The sequence below is a fragment of the Streptomyces speibonae genome, from assembly GCF_984686075.1.
This window is the reverse complement of record NZ_OZ480260.1, coordinates 3,684,579-3,702,106: the sequence shown is the minus strand read 5'-3', so window position 1 is coordinate 3,702,106 and position 17,528 is coordinate 3,684,579. Positions and strand designations below refer to the sequence as shown.

The window sequence follows — 17,528 nt, the reverse complement described above, 5'->3', positions numbered from 1 at the left end:
GTTTGTACTTCCTGGCTTTTGGTCAGGGTCGGCACGGCCCTGGGGCCCGGCGCCGGCGGGCCCCGGGACGACGTCCACCGCGACCGCGTCCGCTTCACCGGGTTCGATACTGTGCGTACTCGAGGCGTCCCCACCGTGAACGGTGGGCAACGCCCGTCACGAGCAGGCCGGTCGAGTTGGGGTGAGGGCATGGAGACGACGCCGAGGATCGCCGTCGCCGTGGTGACCATGGGGAACCGGCCGGCCGAGGTGGACGCCCTGCTGGAGTCCGTGGCGAAGCAGGACGTGCCGCCCGCGCGGATCGTGATCGTGGGCAACGGCTGTCCGCTGCCCGAGTTCGCCGAGCGACTGTCCCTGCCCGGCGAGGTCACCACCGTCGAACTGGACGAGAACCTCGGCTGCCCCGGCGGACGGAACGTGGGCATCCAGCGGCTGCGGGAGTTCGGGGACGTGGACGTCGTCGTGGAGCTGGACGACGACGGTCTGCTCGTCGACGCCGATGTGCTGCGCCGCGTGCGGGACCTCTACTCCGCCGACGCGCGGCTCGGGGTCGTCGGATTCCGGATCGCCGACGAGCTGGGGGAGACCCAGCAGCGGCATGTGCCGCGCCTCGGGAAGGCGGACCCGATGAAGGGCGGCTACGTCACCGGCTTCCTCGGCGGCGGGCACGCGCTGCGGATGGAGATGCTCGACGAGATCGGCGACTGGCCGGGGGAGTTCTTCTTCGCGCACGAGGAGACCGACCTCGCGTGGCGCGCCGTCGACGCCGGGTGGCGGATCCTCTACGCACCCGAACTGCTGCTCCAGCACCCGAAGACCTCGCCCGCCCGGCACGCCATCTACTTCCGGGTGAACGCCCGGAACCGGGTCTGGCTGGCCCGGCGGCGGCTGCCGCTCCCGCTCGTGCCCGTGCATCTCGGCGTGTGGATGCTGCTCACCGTGGCGCGGAACCGTTCCGCGCGCGGGCTGCGTGCCTGGTTCGGCGGGTTCGCGGAGGGGTGGCGGGAGCCGGCCGGGGAGCGGCGGGCGATGCGCTGGCGGACGGTGTGGCGGCTCACCCGGCTCGGACGGCCGCCGGTGATCTGACCCCGCCGGGTGCGGGAAGACCGAGGGCCCGGTCGTTCACCTCGTCGACCGGGAACCCTCGTTTCCGGACCGGGCCGCGACGGTGGCACTCCCCCGAGCTGCGCGTTCTACGCGCGCACCCCCGGGCCGGGTCCGATGAAGTGATCACATCAGAACTTGCCAACGGATCGCTAACATGTGGCCAATGGATGTCCCCCGTCACCCGGAAGGCAGTGGTGCGCGTGACACGGCGCGGGCTGCGGTTCGGACTGCTGGGAGCGCCGGTCCTGTACGACGGCGGGGACGGGCGTGACCTCCCCGACGGCGGCGTGCGGGACATCCGCAGCCCCAAGCTCCGTGTCCTGCTGGCGGTGCTGCTGCTCGACGCCGGGCGCGTCGTCTCCGTCGACGCGCTGAAGGACGCGATGTGGGGCGCGGCGCCGCCCCTCTCCGCGCAGCCCTCGCTGCACAATCACGTGGCCCGGCTGCGGCGGCTGCTCGACGACCCCGAGCGGCTGGCCACCGTGCCCACCGGGTACACGCTGCGGGTGGACGACGGCGAGCTGGACGTCCACGTCTTCGACGCCCGCACCGCCGCGGCCCGTGCCGCGCACACCGCGCGCGACTGGGAGCGCGTGGTGCGGGAGTGCACGGTCGCGCTCGCGCTGTGGCGGGGCGCCCCGCTGGCCGGGCTGGCTCCGGAGACCGGTGGGTACGCTCTCGTGCGGCGGCTGTCCGAGGCGCGGCTGCTGCTCCTGGAATGGCGCTACGACGCCGAACTCGCCCTGGGCGGCGCGCGCCTGGCCGACCTCGTGCCCGAGCTGGCGGCGCTGGCCGCGGAGCATCCGCTGCGGGAGGCGTACCACCGGCAGCTGATGCTCGCCCTGCACCGCACCGGACGCCAGGCGGAGGCGCTGGTGGTCCACCGTGATCTGCGCGCCCGCCTGGTGGACGAACTCGGCATCGAACCGGGGCCGGGCGTACGCGCGGCCCACGTGGAGGTGCTGCGGGGGAGCGGCGACGGGGAACCCGAGGTCCAGGGGCACGACCCGCCCCACAGCGCCGGCACCGACGCCGGCAGCAGCACCAACGCCACCCCGCCACGTCCCGCCCAGCTCCCCCCACCCCCCGTCCACTTCACCGGACGCCGGTGCGCACAGGACCGGCTGAGCCGGGTGCTCACCCGCCCCCCGCGGCCGGACGTGCCTCCCGTGGCCGTGATCTGCGGGACCGCCGGCGTCGGCAAGAGCGCGCTCGCGCTACAGGCCGCCCATACGATGAAGGAACGTTTCATCGATGGACAGCTCTACGTCAACCTGCACGGCGCGACCCCGGGGATGACGCCCCTCACCCCCGCCCAGGCCCTCACCGCGCTCCTCCGCGACCTCGGCACCGACCCCCGCGCCATCCCCGGACACCCCGACGCGGCCGCCGCGTTGCTGCGTTCCCTGCTCGCGCCCACCCGCACCCTCCTGGTGCTGGACGACGCCGCGAACGCCGCGCAGGTACGGCCGCTGCTGCCGGCGGGCGCCGGCTGCGCGGTGATCGTCACCAGCCGCTCGCCGCTCGCCGCACTCGACGGCGCCGTCCGGGTCCCCCTCGCCCCGCTGACCGACGAGGAGAGCGCCGCCCTGCTGCGGGCGGTCTCCGGCCGGGACGGGCTCGACGCCGGGCATCCGCTCGTCGCGCTCACCGGCCGGCTCCCGCTGGCCCTGCGGGTCGTCGCGGCCCGGCTCGCCGCGCGCCGGGCCCTCACTCCCGAGGCGCTCGCCGGGCAGCTCTCCGACAGCGACAGCCGGCTGCCCCATCTGGAGTACGACGATCTGAGCGTCCGCCGTTCGCTGGCCGTCGCCCACGACGCGCTCAGGGTCTCCGACCGCGAGGCCGACCGCGACGCGGCCCGCGCCCTGTGCCGCATCGGAGCGCTCGACCTGCCCGGCTACGGCGCCCCCCTGATGGCCCGGCTCACCGGCACCGACGAGCGCCGGGCCGGGGCCGCGCTGGACCGGCTGGTCGACGTGGCCCTCATGGAGGAGACGGCGTACGGCCAGTACGTCCCGCACGACCTGGTCCGCGACTTCGCCCGGGAACGCGCCGGTGCCGGCACGCCCGCCGGTCCCCACGAGGACGCCGCCGAGACCGCCCTGCGCTGGTACGCCGCCGTCGCCGAACGCGTCCTCGCCGCCGTCGCCGAACCCGGCCCGGACCTGGAGGACCGCCGCCGCCCGACACCGTCCCAGCCGCCCGGCCACACCGCGTACGTCGACACCGTGCCCCCGTTCGCCGACGCCGCGGCGGCCTTCGCCTGGAGCGACCGGGAGCTGGAGAACATCGTCACCCTGGCCGAGCGGTACGCCGGCGGCACCACCGGCCCCGCGGGTGCCCCGGACCGCCGTGACGCCCACCTCTCCGTGCTGCTGCGCCTCCTGTACCCCTCCCTCCTGCGCCGCGGCCGCGTCCCCGAACTGGAGGTGCTCGGGCGGGCGGCGCTCCAGGTGGCGCGGCGGCTCGGGGACGAGGCCGCCGAGGGGTACGCGCTGGGCGACCTGGCCGGGTTCCACTTCCTGACCGGCCGGCACAGCAACGCCCTCGCCCTCACCGACCGCGCCCTGGAGATCTGGCAGCGGCTCGGCGTCGTCTCGTGGATCCGGCGTTCGCTCAACAACCGCGGTCTGCTGCTCGAAGGGCTGGGCCGGTACACCGAGTCGGGCCGGGCGCTGCGGCAGAGCCTCGCCCACTCACGGCAGTTGAACGACCCCTACGGCGAGGCCGTCACCCGCAGCCACCTGGGCAACCTGTACGAGCACACCGATCCGCGGGCCGCGATCGAGCAGCACCGGCGCTCCCTCGCCATCGGGGACGAGATCGGCGCGGTCATCGTGCAGCACTCCGCGCACTGCAACATCGGCTACGCGCACCTCCGGCTGGGCGAACCGGCCGCCGCGCTGCCGCACTTCGAGGAGAGCCTGCGCATCCTCGGCGGGGACGGCGACTGGCACGGCGAGTCCCAGACCCGGCTCGGCCTGGTCCGCGCCCTGCGGCTGCTGGGGCACTGCGACCGGGCCGTCCGCGAGTGCACCGCGCTGCTGCGCGGCGCGGACGCCCGCGCCGACCGCTACACCGGGGGCCTGGCCCGCCATCAGCACGGGCTGCTGCTGCGGGAGCTGGGGCGTACCGGCGAGGCGCGGGAGCAGTGGCGGTCCGCGCTGGAAGCGCTGGACGGGACCGATGAGCAGACGGTGGTGGAAGAGCTGCGGGAGCTGCTGGCGGGCGCTCGGGCGGCGGACTGATCATTTGGCGTCGGCATAGCACTCCACCACCGCCGTCGTGAACGGGAAGCGCACCGGTGTCTCGCCGAACGTCAGCCGGCCGGCGAGGTCCGCGGCCTGCCGGATCGCCTCCGCCACCGTCGCCGCCTCCTCCTCGGGGCAGTGCACGATCACCTCGTCGTGCTGGAAGAAGACCAGCTCGGCCGCCATGCCGGCGAGGGTCTGCCGCAGCGCGGCGAGCAACAGCAGCGCCCAGTCGGCGGCGCTGCCCTGGACCACGAAGTTGCGGGCGAAGCGGCCGCGGGCGCGGGCGTCGGTCGAGGCGTAGCCGGGGACCCACGGGCGGGCCTCGGCGCTCCGGTCGTCCTCGGCGGGGGAGGCGAGCGGGATGCCCGCCTCCTCCGCCGCGTCGTCCGTGGCGCGGGCCGCCGGCGGGCAGGTGCGGCCCAGCCAGGTCCGCACGAGCCGGCCCTCCTCGCCCGCGCGGGCGGCCTCGTCGACGTAGGCCACCGCCCTGGGGAAGCGGCGCCGGAGGGCGGCGAGGTTCTTCAGGCCGTCGCCGGAGGTCTGGCCGTAGACCGCGCCGAGGACGGCGAGCTTGGCCTGCGCGCGGTCGCCGGAGAAGGCACGCTCGGACACCGACTGGTACAGGTCGGCCTCCCGGCCGGCCACCTCCATCAGGCCGGGGTCGCGGGAGATGGCCGCCAGCACCCGCGGCTCCATCTGGTCGGCGTCGGCGACCACGAGCCGCCAGCCGGGGTCGGCGACGGCCGCGCGGCGGATCACCTTGGGGATCTGCAACGCGCCCCCGCCGTTGGTCACCCAGCGGCCGGTCACCGTCCCGCCGGCAAGGAACTCCGGCCGGAAGCGGCCGTCGCGCACCCAGTCCTGGAGCCAGGACCAGCCGTGCGCGACCCAGATCCGGTACAGCTTCTTGTACTCGATCAGCGGCTTGACCGCGGGGTGCTCGACGGTTTCGAGCTCCCAGCGGCGGGTCGAGGACACCTTGATGCCCGCCTGGGCGAACGCCTTGACCACATCGGCCGGCAGGTCGGGCCGGACCCGGCGGCCGAAGGCGGCGGACACCTCGTCGGCGAGCTCGGCGAGCCGGCGGGGTTCGCCACCGCCCGCGTACCGCTCGCCGAGCAGGTCGTGCAGCACCGCGCGGTGCACGTCCGCCCGCCAGGGCAGCCCCGCGCGGTTCATCTCGGCGGCCACCAGCATCCCCGCCGACTCGGCGGCGGTCAGCAGCCGCATCCGGTCGGGGTGCGCGGTGGCGTCCGTCCGCCGCTGCTGCTCGGCGTAGACGGCGAGGAGGTCGGTCAGCGGCAGGGGAGTGCCGCTGGGTTCGAAGAGCGGTGACTGGGCGCCCGGTTCGGCGTGCCGCTGCGGCGGATCGGGCGGTACGGGGCCCCCGCGCAGCCGGGCCAGCGCGGCCGCGGCCGAACGGGGTTCCCCGTACCGCCCCTCATGGCCGAGGAGGAGGGTCTCGGCGGCCTCGATGTCGTATCCCCGCTCCACTCGCACCCCCGTGGCGAGCAGGCGCGGGTAGACCTCGGCGGTGGACCGCCACACCCACCGCGCGACTCCGGGACGGCTCCGGACGGCCTCGGCGAGGTCCGCCTCCCGCCGCACCGGCCCGGAGGGCAGCCCGTCCGGACCGAGGGGAGCGACGTCCACGCCGCCTTCCTCGGCCGGAGCGAGCGCCCACCTGTCGGCCATGCCGCGAGTGTGGCAGCAGGGTCTGACAACAGCCCCTGACCTGGGGGTTCCCCGAGTCGGAGCCCTCGCCGGAGCAGCGGATCACACGTCCCGACCGGCACCCGCACAGCCGGGACGCCCCGCGCGGAACCGAAACCGTGCTCCACGCGCGTGCCCCTCCCGGCTGGCCTGGGCCGCGTGCCCTTCCGCGCGGCGAACAGCGGTCCGCCGATCAGGGGCAGAGAGGCCCCGGCGACCGGACCGGCGGCCGGGGCGACGGCCGTGCACAGGGTCCGGCCGGATCAGCCCTCCTGCGCGGGTCCGTCCTCCGTGCGCGTCTCGACGTACTGCGCCAGCACCTCGGTGACGTACCGCTCGGTGGCCGCCTTGTCGATGCCGAGGCCGCTGAGGAGGCCCTCGCCGTTCTCGTGCTCGAGGAGCGCCAGCAGGATGTGCTCGGTGCCGATGTAGTTGTGGCCCAGGCGGAGGGCCTCACGGAAGGTCAGCTTCAGCACCTTCTTGGCCGCCGCGCCGTACGGCACGAGCTCGGGGGCGTCCTCGACGGCCGGCGGGAGCGCCGCGCGGGCGGCCTCGCGGACCGCGTCCACGGTCACGCCCTGCTGGGTGATCGCCTTGACCGCCAGGCCCTGCGGCTCGGCCAGCAGACCGAGGACGAAGTGCTCGGGACGGCCCTCGGCGTTGCGCGCGGCCTGGGCCTCGTTGTGCGCGGCCATGACCGTGTTGCGGGCGCGGGGCGTGTAGCGGTCGAAGCCCTGGCTCGGGTCGGGGTCGTTGCCTCCCTGGGGGACGAAGCGCTTCTGGGCGGCCTGGCGGGTGACGCCCATGCTCCTGCCGATGTCCGTCCAGGAGGCGCCCGAGCGCCGGGCCTGGTCCACGAAGTGGCCGATCAGGTGGTCGGCGACGTCACCGAGGTGCTCGCCGGCGAGCACCGCGTCCTGGAGCTGTTCGAGGGGCTCCTCGTGGACCTTCTTGATGGCCGCGATGAGGTCGTCGAGGCGTACGGATGACTTGATGGCGGGGTTCGTCGTCATGTGTCAACCGTAAGTTGACAGCGGGGGGGTGTCAACCTCGAGTTGACACTTCTGGGTGACGTCGTGGCACCATCGGCTCGTGAGTACGTCCAGCACCGTCGAACGGGCCTTCCGGGCCGCCCTCCACGACACCGGTGACACCGCCCTCGACACCGGCGCCTCCCTGCTCGCCGCCGACCCGGCGGCCGACGGGGAGCTGTCCCGGCGGGGCGAGGAGTTCGTGGCCGCCGCCTGGCGGCGCGGCTGGCAGCCCGCCGACGTCGTACGGATCGTCCGGCGCGAACTGGACGACGTCCATGTGCGGCTGGCCGAGGCGCTGATCCGCGCGCAGGCGCCGCGCGACGACCGTTCCCGGGGGCCGCGCTGGCAGGCACAGCTGGCCCGGATCGACGCCCGCGCGGCGGAGTACCCCGGCGCAGCCCCGCGCGGTGACCGTTTCTCGCACGCCACGGCCGTGCTGGAGCTGTACCGTCTGCTGCTGCGCCTGCCGGTCCTCGACCCCCTCGACGACGCGCCGGACCCGGGTCCGGCGGACCGGAGGCCGGAGTCCCGCGTCTCCGGCCGCATCCGCGCGCTGCTGGCCAAGGCGGAGGCGACGGGGTTCCCGGAGGAGGCGGAGGCGCTCAGCGCCAAGGCGCAGGAGCTGATGGCGCGGCACAGCCTCGACGAGGCGCTGGTCGCCGCGCGGGCGCCCGCGGCCGGGACACCGGGCGCCTGCCGGATCGGGGTGGAGCCGCCCTACGAGCAGGCCAAGGCGGTGCTGCTGGACGCGGTCGCCGGCGCCAACCACTGCCGGGCCGTGTGGAACGAACCCCTCGGCTTCTCCACCGTGGTCGGCTTCGCCTCCGACCTGGAGGCGGTCGAACTCCTCCACACCTCACTGCTGGTGCAGGCCACCGTCGCGATGACCAAGGCGGAGGCCGCGCAGCGCGCGGGCGGACGCAAGCGCACCAAGACGTTCCGGCAGTCCTTCCTCGCGGCCTACGCGCACCGCGTGGGGACGCGGCTCGCGGCCGCCGCCGGATCACCGGTGAGCGAGGACCTGCTCCCGGTGCTCGCCTCCCGCGCGGTGGCGGTCGCCGACCGGACCGACCGTCTGTTCCCGGAGACGACCACCACGCGGCTGCGCGGCGTGAGCGACGCGGCGGGCTGGCAGGAGGGCTCCCGCGCGGCGGACGACGCCCGGGTCGACTCGCGCCGGCCGCTTCCCTGACGCCCCGCCGGACCGGCGGGCGGTGCTCAGGTGCCCAGCCCCGCCGTCGGGAACCCCGTCGGAAGCTTGCCGCCCTCGGCCTTCGTGTAGGTCTCGGTGCCCAGGGAGCCCTCCCAGGTGATCTTCAGGGAGGTGTCGTCGACGGACGCGACCGTGCCCCTGGCCCGCTCCTCGCTTCCGTCGTCGCACGTCAGGCTGATCGACCGGGTTCCGGCCTCCTCCTGGGTGCTGCCGCTGCACACGGGCCCGCCCGTGGCGAAGAGACCTGCGCGGTCGCCGGTGACCATCAGGGCAACGGCCTTGCCCCCGGCCGTGGTGAGCCAGCTGCCCTCCAGTTCACTCGCCGGGGCCGTGCTCGCTCCGGACCCTCCCGTGCCGCCGCCGGAGTCCGCGGTCGCCGTGGCGGACGGGGTGGAGTTCGACGGGGCGTCGTCCGCGTCGTCGGACCCGTCCCCGCTGCACGCCGTCAGCGCGAGCGAGGCGGCCAGTCCCAGGGACGCGGCGGCCACCCGGGCACGCCGGGAGCGCGGCCCCCGCTGCCTTCGGGGTCCCCGCGCCCCGCCGATCGCGTCCATCGAGTGCACCGAAGCCTCCGAAGTCACTGCCGTCCCCCTGCCTGTTGCCGGCCCCGCCGACCGGTCGACCGCCGTCAGCTAACAGGAACCGCACGCCGCCCGGCCAGCCCTCCGTGACACACCTCGCACCCTCGGCGACCCCCTTCACCGAAACGGCACAGGATGGAACACAACAGCCCTCGCGTGCGTCTACAAAGCAGCGGGCCTTCGGTAAAGCGTCCGTCAAGACGGCACGGCACGACCGCGACACTGTAATCGCGGGAACACCCCACGTGCACGTGCATCTGCCCATGCATCTGCACGTGAACGAAGCTATGATCCGGGTCAGTTGACCATTGCATCAATGGCCACATCAGCCAGTGCATCAGCGGGGAGCGACCTGTGAACCACGACGTGTTCGACGGTGACGTGTACGACGGTGCCGACGCGCCCGGCGTGTACAACGGCATGGCTGCCACCGGGCTCGACGGCGTGGCCTGGCAGAAGAGCCGGCACAGCAACTCGCAGGGTTCCTGTGTGGAGTTCGCCCGGCTGCCGGGCGGGGACGTGGCGGTGCGCAACTCCCGCTTCCCCGACGGACCGGCGCTCGTCTACACCCGCGCCGAGATCGAGGCCATGCTGCTGGGTGTGAAGGACGGCGAGTTCGACCACCTGGTCCTCGGCTGAGACGCCCCCGCGCGCGGACGGCACGGGCCCCCGCGCGCGGACGGCTCACACGGCCGCCGCGCGCGGGGCCTCGACGGCACCGGGGTCACGAGCGGCGGCGACGCGCGTAGACGCACGCCGTGCCGACGTGCCGCGGCGTGTCACACCCCGCGGGTACCGGGCCCCTCGGCGGGCCGTGGAAGGCGGAACAGCGCCCAGACCACCTTGCCGTCGAGCGCGCCCGCCAGCGGGTGCCAGCCCCAGCTGTCGCTGAACGACTCGACGAGGAACAGCCCCCGGCCGGACTCGGCGGAGAAGTCGTCGGAGTCGCGGGCGACGGGGTTCTCGTCGCTGGGATCGCGCACCGCGCACACCAGCCGCTCGCTCCAGCGCAGCAGATGCAGCCGCACCGGTGGCTCCTGCGGCCCCGGTCTCGGGGGGCCGCCCGGTACGGCGTGCCGCAGCGCGTTGGTGACCAGCTCGGACACCACCAGGCACACGTCGTCGAAACGGTCGCTCAGGTCCCACTGGTCGAGCATCTTGCGGGTGAACCGGCGTGCGTCGCGCACCGCTTCGTAGCGGGCCGGGAGGGCGCAGGAGGCGGCGTCGGAGGCGGCCGCGAGGTTCAGCGGCGGAAGGCCCTGCCGTAACGGCTCGAGCATGGTCGATCCATTCGTCCCCATGCGAGGCACTCCCGGGAATTCGCGGTCGTAGCGAGCGGCGGTGGTGCGGGGACCATGGTTTCGGATGCGAACAGCAGATGCAAGGGCAGATGCACGTGCAGCTGACCGGAATCACCCTGCCCGTACTGGTTTGTTGGCCAATTTTTCCGTCATCTTCACCCCCTCGCCTGGCTGCCCTCTTGCCCCTTCGGTGCTCCTTCTCTGCCCTTTCCGTACCGCTTCCTGAGCGAAAGGCTCGGCTGGATTCCGTTTCCGTAACCGGACGAGTACAGCTCGGAGTGTTTTAGTGGCAGACTGCGGGCCCTGAAGACGTTGGGGAGGCTGGCGAACGTGAGCGCGGGAGAGCCGGGATCGGTGGTGCGGCGCATGCTGCTCGGATCACAACTCAGGCGACTGCGTGAGGCGCGGGGGATCACGCGCGAGGCGGCGGGCTACTCGATCCGCGCCTCCGAGTCGAAGATCAGCCGGATGGAGCTGGGCCGGGTGAGCTTCAAGACCAGGGACGTGGAGGACTTGCTGACCCTCTACGGCATCACGGACGAGCAGGAGCGCACCTCGCTGATCTCCCTCGCCAAGGAGGCCAACGTCGCCGGCTGGTGGCACAGCTACTCGGACGTCCTGCCCAGCTGGTTCCCCACCTACGTGGGACTGGAGGGCGCGGCCTCGCTGCTGCGCGCCTACGAGGTGCAGTTCGTGCACGGCCTGCTCCAGACCGAGCAGTACGCCCGCGCGGTGGTGCGGCGCGGGATGAAGAGCGCGAGCGACGCCGATGTCGAGCGACGGGTGGCGCTGCGGCTGGAGCGCCAGAAGTACCTGGTCGCCGAGAACGCCCCGGAGTTCCACGTCGTCCTCGACGAGGCCGCGCTGCGCCGGCCGTACGGTGACCGCGCGGTGATGCGCGGTCAGCTCCAGCACCTCATCGACATCTCCGAGCGGCCCAATGTGCGGCTGCAGGTCGTGCCGTTCAGCCTGGGCGGCCACTCCGGGGAGTCGGGGTCGTTCACCATCCTGAGCTTCCCCGAGTCCGACCTGTCCGACGTCGTGTACATGGAGCAGCTGACCAGCGCGTTGTACCTGGACAAGGCCGAGGACGTGGCGCAGTACGAGAAGGCGCTCAAGGAGCTCCAGCACGACAGTCCGGGCCCTTCGGAGAGCCGGGACCTTCTCCGCGGACTGCTGCAACTGTCCTGAGTGTCCAAAGATCGCCTTCAACTCGTATGAAACGCAAGTACGATGACGTGCACTCAGAACGCGCAGTCGGTCAGTCAGTGCTCTGCTGATGCAGCAAGGATCGAGGGATCACATGTCGTCGTACTTCACCGACCTGGCTCAGCAGTACATCGACGGTGAGTGGCGTCCGGGGACGGGCTCCTGGGACATCATCGACTTCAATCCGTACGACGACGAGAAGCTGGCGTCGGTCACCATAGCCACGGTCGACGAGGTCGATCAGGCGTACCGGGCGGCCGCCCGCGCGCAGAAGGATTGGGCGGCGACCAATCCGTACGCCCGCCGCGCGGTGTTCGAGAAGGCGCTGAGACTGGTCGAGGAGCGCGAGGAGGAGATCGCCGAGGCGATCGTCGCCGAGCTCGGCGGTACGCGTCTGAAGGCGGGCTTCGAGCTGCACCTCGCCAAGGAGTTCCTGCGCGAGGCGGTCCACCTGGCACTGCGCCCCGAGGGCCGGATCATCCCCTCGCCGGTGGACGGCAAGGAGAACCGCGTCTACCGCGTGCCGGTCGGTGTCGTCGGCGTGATCAGCCCCTTCAACTTCCCGTTCCTGCTGTCGCTGAAGTCGGTCGCCCCCGCGCTCGCGCTCGGCAACGGCGTGGTGCTCAAGCCGCACCAGAACACGCCGATCGTCGGCGGCACCCTGGTCGCGAAGATCTTCGAGGACGCCGGCCTGCCCGGCGGACTGCTGAACGTGCTCATCACGGACATCGCCGAGATCGGCGACGCCTTCCTGGAGCACCCGGTCCCCAAGGTCATCTCCTTCACCGGCTCGGACCAGGTCGGCCGCCACGTGGCGACCGTCTGCGCCACCCACTTCAAGCGCTCGGTGCTCGAACTCGGCGGCAACAGTGCCCTGGTGGTCCTGGACGACGCCGATGTCGACTACGCCGTGGACGCGGCCGTCTTCAGCCGGTACGTCCACCAGGGGCAGGTCTGCATGGCCGCCAACCGCGTCCTGGTGGACCGCGCGGTGGCCGACGAGTTCACCGAGAAGTTCGTCGCCAAGGTCAAGTCCCTCAAGGCCGGCGACCCGCGCGACCCGGAAACCGTCATCGGCCCGGTGATCAACTCCCGGCAGGCGGACGTCGTCTCCGGCGCCGTCGAGCAGGCGCTCGCCGAGGGCGCCACCGCCCTGGTGCGCGGCAACCGCACCGACAACCTGGTCGAGCCGTCCGTGCTCACCGGCCTGCCCGCGGACTCGGCGCTGCTCCGGCAGGAGGTCTTCGGCCCCGTCGTCTTCCTCGTCCCGTTCGACGGCGAGGAGGAGGCCGTACGCCTCGTCAACGACACGCCCTACGGGCTGAGCGGCGCCGTGCACACCGGTGACATCGAGCGGGGTGTGAACTTCGCCAAGCAGATCGACACCGGCATGTTCCACGTGAACGACGGCACCGTGCACGACGAGCCGATCGTCCCCTTCGGCGGCGAGAAGCACTCGGGCATCGGCCGGCTGAACGGCGAGACGATGCTGGACGCCTTCACCACGACGAAGTGGATCTCCGTCCAGCACGGCCGCAGCGGCTTCCCCTTCTGAGCCCCCGCGCCCGCACCGGCCCGTGGATGGCGGGGCCGCTCCTGGTGGCGGCCCCGTGCGGCCTACTCTGGTGCGCATGTCAGTGATCCGTCTCCTGGTGCTGGGCGCGGTGCGGCAGCACGGGCGGGCCCACGGCTACCAGGTGCGCAACGACCTGGAGTACTGGGGCGCGCACGAGTGGTCCAACGCCAAGCCCGGCTCGATCTACCACGCGCTGAAGCAGATGGCCAAACAGGGACTGCTGCACGCGCACGAGGTCGCCCCGTCCACGGCCGGCGGCCCGCCGCGCACGGAGTACGAGGTCACGGAGCAGGGCACCGAGGAGTACTTCCGGCTGCTGCGGGAGGCGCTGACCTCCTACGACCAGAAGCCGGACGTGCTCTCCGCCGGGCTCGGCCTCATGGTCGACCTCGACCGCGCCGAGGCCCTCGCCCTCCTGGAGCGGCGGATGCGCTCGATCGAGGAGTGGCGCAGGGCCGTCACCGAGTACTACATCCCCGAGGACGGCCCCGGTCAGCTGGGGCACATCGGGGAGATCATGGACTTCTGGGTCCACTCCGCGGACTCCGGGGCCGCGTGGACCCGCGGGCTCATCGAACGGATCAGGGGCGGCGCGTACACGTTCGCCGGGGAGGGTGAGCCGTTCGTCGGCGTGCTGGCCGACGGCGAGGAGAACCCGTTCGCGACCGGGGAACGGGAGCCGCATCCTGGGGATGCGCATTAATCAAGTTTGACCACCGCTAGGGCGGGTATTATGCTGCGGGCGGGTAGTCAAGTTTGACTAGCAAGGGAGTCCCAGTGGCCGACGCGGCGATCATCGTCGAGGAAGTACGCAAGACATACGGCGGAAGCGGCCGTGGACCCGGCGCACCCGCGCTGGACGGGCTCGACCTCACGGTCGGGCGCGGCACGGTGCACGCGGTGCTCGGGCCGAACGGCGCGGGCAAGACCACCCTGGTGCGGATCCTCGCCACCCTGCTGCGCCCCGACGCGGGCCGCATCGAGGTGGCGGGGCACGACGTCGTGCGCGAGGCGTACGCCGTACGGCTGCGCATCGGCCTGCTCGGCCAGCACGCGGCGCTCGACGAGGAGCTCGGCGGGCGGCAGAACCTGGAGCTGTTCGGCCGGCTGCACCACCTGGGCGCGCGTCGCGCACGCGCGCGTGCCGGCGAACTGCTGGAGCGCTTCGACCTCTCCGGCACCGGGTCCAAGGCGGTCAAGCAGTACAGCGGCGGCATGCGGCGCCGCCTCGACCTCGCCGCATCACTGATCACCGAACCGGAGGTGCTCTTTCTGGACGAACCGACCACGGGCCTCGACCCGCGCGGCCGCGCGGAGGTGTGGGACTCCGTCCGCTCCCTGGTCGGCGACGGCACGACGGTCCTGCTCACCACCCAGTACCTGGAGGAGGCCGACCAGCTCGCCGACCGCATGTCCGTGGTGGACGCCGGCCGCGTCATCGCCGACGGCACGGCCGACGCGCTCAAGGCGGCCACCGGCGGCGACCGCATCGACGTCGTCCTGCGTGACGCCGGGCACCTGGGCGCGGCCGTCGCCCTGCTGCCCGTACCGAAGGACACGGTCACGGTGGACACCGACCGGCGGCTGCTGAGCGCACCGGTGACCGACCGCATGGCCGCCCTGACCGGCGCCGTCCGCGCACTGGAGGACGCGGGCATCGAGGCCGAGGACATCGCCCTGCGCCGGCCCACGCTCGACGAGGTGTTCCTCCATCTGACCGGGCCCGACGACCGAACGAAGGAGGCCGTATGACCACCTACGCGCTGACCGACTCCTGGACCATGACCCGCCGCGAACTCGCGCACTGGAAACGGCAACCGGTCGCGGTCGTCGTGGGCCTGGTCTTCCCGGTCATGCTGCTGCTGATGTTCGGCTACCTGGTCGGCGGCGGCCGGGGAGTGAGCGGCGAGTACCTCGACTTCCTGGTGCCCGGCATGCTCGCCCTCACCATGGCCTTCGGTCTGGAAAGCACGATGGTCGCCGTCACCCAGGATCTCAACAAGGGCGTCATCGACCGCTTCCGCTCCATGCCCATGGCCGACGGCGCGGTCCTGGTGGGCCGTTCCGCCGCCGACATGCTCCAGTCGGCGCTCGGCCTGGCGGTCCTGCTCGCCGTCGCCGCCGCGCTCGGCTGGCGCCCCCACGGCGGTGCGGCGGGCTTCCTGGGCGCCGTGGGACTGCTCCTGCTGTTCCGGTTCGCCATGCTGTGGATCGGCATCCACCTGGCACTGGTGGCAGGTAAACCGGAGCTGGTGCAGGCCGTGCAGATCCTGGTCTGGCCGGTCGGCTTCCTGTCCAACGCCTTCGCCGCCCCCGAGTCCATGCCCGGCTGGCTGGGCACGGTCGTCCAGTGGAACCCCCTGTCCCAGACCGCCACGGCCGTACGCGACCTCTTCGGCAGCCCCGGCGGAGAACCGGGCCACGTGTGGCCCGCCATCGCCTGGCCCCTCGCCCTCCTCGCTCTCTTCTTCCCTCTGGCGGTACGCCGCTTCGCCCGTCTCAGTCGGTGACAGCGGGGTCGTGCACCCGCAGCCGGGCGCCCCTGCTCTCCGCGATGCGGCACACATCGGCCAGGGCCTCGCCCATGCGGGCGAGCAGGTAGCGCAGCTGCACGGCGGTCACGGGCCGCTCGTCGTCGAGCATGTCGGCGAGGTGGGCGAGCAGATCGGCTGCCATGTCGAGTTGCACGCCCTCGGCGATGTCGGCGGCCCGGGAGAGGGGCCCGCTGCCGTCGGTCAGGAGATAGCAGGGCTTGCCTTCCGGGCTCACCCAGGGCAGGAGGCGGGCGGGGGTGAGGGCGTGGTGGGTCATGCGGTCAGTCCCAGGTGGCGCGTCGGGTGCGGGTGCGGGGGGATGCGGACGCTCTGACGGGTGATCAGCAGGGCGCGGCGCCGGGCCTGTCGGCGCCGTTCCTGTTCCCGGCGCTCGTGCGCGACGACGTAGGGGCGTACGAGGTGGTGGTCCTCGCCGCGCAGGGGCCGTTCGCCGAACCGGTGCGGCGCGGGGCCGCACTCGGCGGGCGGAGGCTCGTAGCCGTCCCGCGCGCCGCGCCGGCGTCGTCCGGTTGCGGGCACGGCGAGACGGAGCAGTGGGTCGAGAAGGCGGGCGATGAGGTCGAGCATGAGATGACTCCGTGATCGATGTCGCGGTCCGTAGCGATTGCGATACAGAGTGAGACGGCTCGTACTAGGCTCGCCAGGGGGTTCGGTGTGACAGAGCATGTGTCACAAGGGAGTTGATCTCGTGGGCACCAACTACGGCGAGTGGCTCAAGGAACAGCGTGAGTCGGCGGGACTGACGCAACAGCAGTTGGCCGAGTCGGCGGTCATGACTCGAACGCACATCGCGCACATCGAGGCGGGACGCCGGGTGCCGTCGAAGGAGGACGCGCGGCGGCTGGACAACGCGCTGGGCACGGGGAATGTGCTGAGCAGGTTTCTGCCGCAAGAGGACGTGGCGGTTGCCGACTACTTCGAGGCGGCCCGGCTGCTCGAACAACAGGCGGTGATGATCCGCGAGTTCGCCCTGTCGTTCGTCCCGGGCATCCTCCAGACGGAAAGGTACGCGCGTGCGGTTCTGAGCACGTCGTTCCCTCCGGTGGGTGAAGAGGAATGTGACAGGCTCGTTGTCACACGCCTGGAGCGGGCGAAGATCCTGAGCAACCCGGTGACGCCCGTAGTCTGGGCGCTGCTGGACGAGGCGGTGCTGCGGCGGGTCGTTGGTGGCGGGGAGGTCATGGCGGAGCAGATCACGCACCTGACCCTTCTGATGGAGTCGGGACGCGTCCGTATCCACGTGCTGCCGTTCGGGCTGGGCTCTCACTCGCTGATGGACGGCATGCTCACGTTGATGGAATTCGAGGACCAACCACCAGTCGCCTACGGCGAGGGCATGCGCATGGGAGCGTTGCACGACTCCCCGTCAGTAGTTCGGGAGCTGCGAGGTCGCTACGATCTTGCGCTCAGCGACGCTTTGCCGCTGAAGGAGTCTCAGGCCCTGCTGAAGGCACTAGCGAAGGACTATGGGCATCATGACTGATCACGTCATACCGAACGCTGCGACGTACACGGGCTGGCGGGCGTCGTCCTACAGCAACAGCGAAGGGGGAAGCTGCGTCGAGGTTCTCGACGGCCACCCCGTGGGCGTCCCCGTACGCGACTCGAAGAACATCCACGGACCCGCTGTGATCGTTCCGTCGCCCGCCTGGTCGGCGTTCGTCGCGGCGGTCAGGGAGGGGGGCTTCCGCTCTTGACCGACCAGGTCACAGCGAACGGCGCGACGTACACGGGCTGGCGGGCGTCGTCGTACAGCGGCCCGGAGGGCGGCAGCTGCCTGGAAGTCCTCGACGGCCACCCCGCGGGCGTCCCCGTACGCGACTCCAAGGATCCCGACGGACCCGCCGTGATCGTTCCGTCGCCCGCCTGGTCGGCGTTCGTCGCGGCGGTCCGCAGCGGCGGCTTTCGCTTCTGACCGCCCCCGCCCACAGGATCTCGCCCCCGCTCGTAGGGCGAGCGGGGGCGAGATCCCGTGGGCGGCGGGC

The 17,528-nt window shown here is 72.5% G+C and carries 18 protein-coding genes; 12 read left to right on the top strand and 6 right to left on the bottom strand.

Features of this window, described 5'->3' with window-relative positions; all coding sequences use genetic code 11:
• The first annotated feature begins 189 nt into the window (after positions 1–189).
• Both AC5L3C_RS16660 and AC5L3C_RS16655 read left to right on the top strand, forming a co-directional pair.
• Positions 190–1,086 (top strand): glycosyltransferase family 2 protein, encoded by an 897-nt coding sequence (locus tag AC5L3C_RS16660; protein ID WP_125505023.1) that lies wholly within the window; start codon positions 190–192, stop codon positions 1,084–1,086.
• Positions 1,087–1,274: 188 nt separating this feature from the next.
• Positions 1,275–4,355, top strand: coding sequence for an AfsR/SARP family transcriptional regulator (locus AC5L3C_RS16655; protein ID WP_493649681.1), 3,081 nt, complete (start codon positions 1,275–1,277; stop codon positions 4,353–4,355).
• On the opposite strand, the gene AC5L3C_RS16650 is transcribed toward AC5L3C_RS16655, so the two are convergent.
• Together AC5L3C_RS16650 and AC5L3C_RS16645 are read right to left on the bottom strand one after the other, a co-directional pair.
• On the bottom strand, positions 4,356–6,056 hold the full coding sequence (locus AC5L3C_RS16650; RefSeq protein ID WP_493649680.1) for a bifunctional 3'-5' exonuclease/DNA polymerase: 1,701 nt from the start codon (positions 6,054–6,056) through the stop codon (positions 4,356–4,358).
• 281 nt (positions 6,057–6,337) lie between these two features.
• A complete protein-coding gene (locus AC5L3C_RS16645) occupies positions 6,338–7,087 on the bottom strand; it encodes a Clp protease N-terminal domain-containing protein (protein WP_493649679.1) in 750 nt (249 codons plus the stop codon).
• A 79-nt stretch (positions 7,088–7,166) separates the two neighbouring features.
• On the opposite strand from AC5L3C_RS16645, the gene AC5L3C_RS16640 reads away from it, so the two are divergent.
• Complete coding sequence (locus AC5L3C_RS16640; protein ID WP_493649678.1) at positions 7,167–8,300, top strand: DUF2786 domain-containing protein; 1,134 nt, start codon at positions 7,167–7,169, stop codon at positions 8,298–8,300.
• 26 nt (positions 8,301–8,326) lie between these two features.
• Here AC5L3C_RS16640 and AC5L3C_RS16635 read toward each other — a convergent pair whose 3' ends face one another.
• A complete protein-coding gene (locus AC5L3C_RS16635; RefSeq protein ID WP_493649677.1) occupies positions 8,327–8,902 on the bottom strand; it encodes a hypothetical protein in 576 nt (191 codons plus the stop codon).
• A 354-nt stretch (positions 8,903–9,256) separates the two neighbouring features.
• Here AC5L3C_RS16635 and AC5L3C_RS16630 point away from each other — a divergent pair, with 354 nt between their 5' ends.
• A complete protein-coding gene (locus AC5L3C_RS16630) occupies positions 9,257–9,541 on the top strand; it encodes a DUF397 domain-containing protein (RefSeq protein ID WP_125505018.1) in 285 nt (94 codons plus the stop codon).
• Positions 9,542–9,681: 140 nt separating this feature from the next.
• Here the strand turns inward: AC5L3C_RS16630 and AC5L3C_RS16625 are convergent, their stop codons facing one another.
• Entirely contained in the window at positions 9,682–10,182 is a 501-nt protein-coding gene (locus AC5L3C_RS16625) for an ATP-binding protein (RefSeq protein WP_493649676.1), read from the bottom strand.
• A gap of 375 nt (positions 10,183–10,557) precedes the next feature.
• On the opposite strand from AC5L3C_RS16625, the gene AC5L3C_RS16620 reads away from it, so the two are divergent.
• From AC5L3C_RS16620 to AC5L3C_RS16600, 5 genes are all read left to right on the top strand, one after another.
• Positions 10,558–11,394, top strand: coding sequence for a Sco1979 family transcriptional regulator (locus AC5L3C_RS16620; protein ID WP_493653904.1), 837 nt, complete (start codon positions 10,558–10,560; stop codon positions 11,392–11,394).
• Positions 11,395–11,506: 112 nt separating this feature from the next.
• Positions 11,507–12,967 carry an aldehyde dehydrogenase family protein gene (locus AC5L3C_RS16615; RefSeq protein WP_493649675.1) on the top strand — a complete coding sequence of 487 codons (1,461 nt, stop codon included), beginning with the start codon at positions 11,507–11,509 and terminating at the stop codon, positions 12,965–12,967.
• A gap of 76 nt (positions 12,968–13,043) precedes the next feature.
• Positions 13,044–13,691, top strand: a complete 648-nt coding sequence (locus AC5L3C_RS16610; RefSeq protein ID WP_493649674.1) for a PadR family transcriptional regulator — start codon at positions 13,044–13,046, stop codon at positions 13,689–13,691.
• Positions 13,692–13,765: 74 nt separating this feature from the next.
• Positions 13,766–14,740, top strand: coding sequence for an ATP-binding cassette domain-containing protein (locus tag AC5L3C_RS16605; protein ID WP_493649673.1), 975 nt, complete (start codon positions 13,766–13,768; stop codon positions 14,738–14,740).
• Positions 14,737–15,498: an ABC transporter permease gene (locus tag AC5L3C_RS16600; RefSeq protein WP_493649672.1), complete on the top strand. Its 762-nt coding sequence runs from the start codon at positions 14,737–14,739 to the stop codon at positions 15,496–15,498. Before AC5L3C_RS16605 ends, AC5L3C_RS16600 begins: the two co-directional genes overlap by 4 nt.
• Here AC5L3C_RS16600 and AC5L3C_RS16595 read toward each other — a convergent pair.
• Positions 15,488–15,799: a hypothetical protein gene (locus AC5L3C_RS16595; protein ID WP_493649671.1), complete on the bottom strand. Its 312-nt coding sequence runs from the start codon at positions 15,797–15,799 to the stop codon at positions 15,488–15,490. The genes AC5L3C_RS16600 and AC5L3C_RS16595 overlap by 11 nt on opposite strands.
• The gene (locus tag AC5L3C_RS16590) at positions 15,796–16,110 is read right to left on the bottom strand and encodes a hypothetical protein (protein ID WP_493649670.1); all 315 of its coding nucleotides are present in this window, start codon (positions 16,108–16,110) and stop codon (positions 15,796–15,798) included. The genes AC5L3C_RS16595 and AC5L3C_RS16590 overlap by 4 nt, the downstream gene beginning before the upstream one ends.
• 121 nt (positions 16,111–16,231) lie before the next feature.
• Between AC5L3C_RS16590 and AC5L3C_RS16585 the strand changes: the two genes are divergently transcribed.
• Genes AC5L3C_RS16585 through AC5L3C_RS16575 form a run of 3 tightly spaced genes read left to right on the top strand, consistent with a single transcriptional unit; the run spans position 16,232 to position 17,458 of the window.
• Entirely contained in the window at positions 16,232–17,026 is a 795-nt protein-coding gene (locus AC5L3C_RS16585; protein WP_493649669.1) for a helix-turn-helix domain-containing protein, read from the top strand.
• Positions 17,019–17,240: a DUF397 domain-containing protein gene (locus AC5L3C_RS16580; protein ID WP_493649668.1), complete on the top strand. Its 222-nt coding sequence runs from the start codon at positions 17,019–17,021 to the stop codon at positions 17,238–17,240. Before AC5L3C_RS16585 ends, AC5L3C_RS16580 begins: the two co-directional genes overlap by 8 nt.
• Positions 17,237–17,458, top strand: a complete 222-nt coding sequence (locus AC5L3C_RS16575) for a DUF397 domain-containing protein (protein WP_493649667.1) — start codon at positions 17,237–17,239, stop codon at positions 17,456–17,458. Before AC5L3C_RS16580 ends, AC5L3C_RS16575 begins: the two co-directional genes overlap by 4 nt.
• Positions 17,459–17,528 lie beyond the last annotated feature (70 nt).

Excerpts from the sequence above, each read along its gene's own strand:
- AC5L3C_RS16580 (WP_493649668.1), top strand. The coding sequence starts at position 17,019 with ATGACTGATCACGTCATACCGAACGCTGCGACGTACACGGGCTGGCGG.
- AC5L3C_RS16600 (WP_493649672.1), top strand. The coding sequence starts at position 14,737 with ATGACCACCTACGCGCTGACCGACTCCTGGACCATGACCCGCCGCGAA.
- AC5L3C_RS16595 (WP_493649671.1), bottom strand. The coding sequence starts at position 15,799 with ATGACCCACCACGCCCTCACCCCCGCCCGCCTCCTGCCCTGGGTGAGC.
- AC5L3C_RS16615 (WP_493649675.1), top strand. The coding sequence starts at position 11,507 with ATGTCGTCGTACTTCACCGACCTGGCTCAGCAGTACATCGACGGTGAG.
- AC5L3C_RS16660 (WP_125505023.1), top strand. The coding sequence starts at position 190 with ATGGAGACGACGCCGAGGATCGCCGTCGCCGTGGTGACCATGGGGAAC.
- AC5L3C_RS16650 (WP_493649680.1), bottom strand. The coding sequence starts at position 6,056 with ATGGCCGACAGGTGGGCGCTCGCTCCGGCCGAGGAAGGCGGCGTGGAC.
- AC5L3C_RS16610 (WP_493649674.1), top strand. The coding sequence starts at position 13,044 with ATGTCAGTGATCCGTCTCCTGGTGCTGGGCGCGGTGCGGCAGCACGGG.
- AC5L3C_RS16645 (WP_493649679.1), bottom strand. The coding sequence starts at position 7,087 with ATGACGACGAACCCCGCCATCAAGTCATCCGTACGCCTCGACGACCTC.
- AC5L3C_RS16625 (WP_493649676.1), bottom strand. The coding sequence starts at position 10,182 with ATGCTCGAGCCGTTACGGCAGGGCCTTCCGCCGCTGAACCTCGCGGCC.
- AC5L3C_RS16655 (WP_493649681.1), top strand. The coding sequence starts at position 1,275 with ATGTCCCCCGTCACCCGGAAGGCAGTGGTGCGCGTGACACGGCGCGGG.
- AC5L3C_RS16590 (WP_493649670.1), bottom strand. The coding sequence starts at position 16,110 with ATGCTCGACCTCATCGCCCGCCTTCTCGACCCACTGCTCCGTCTCGCC.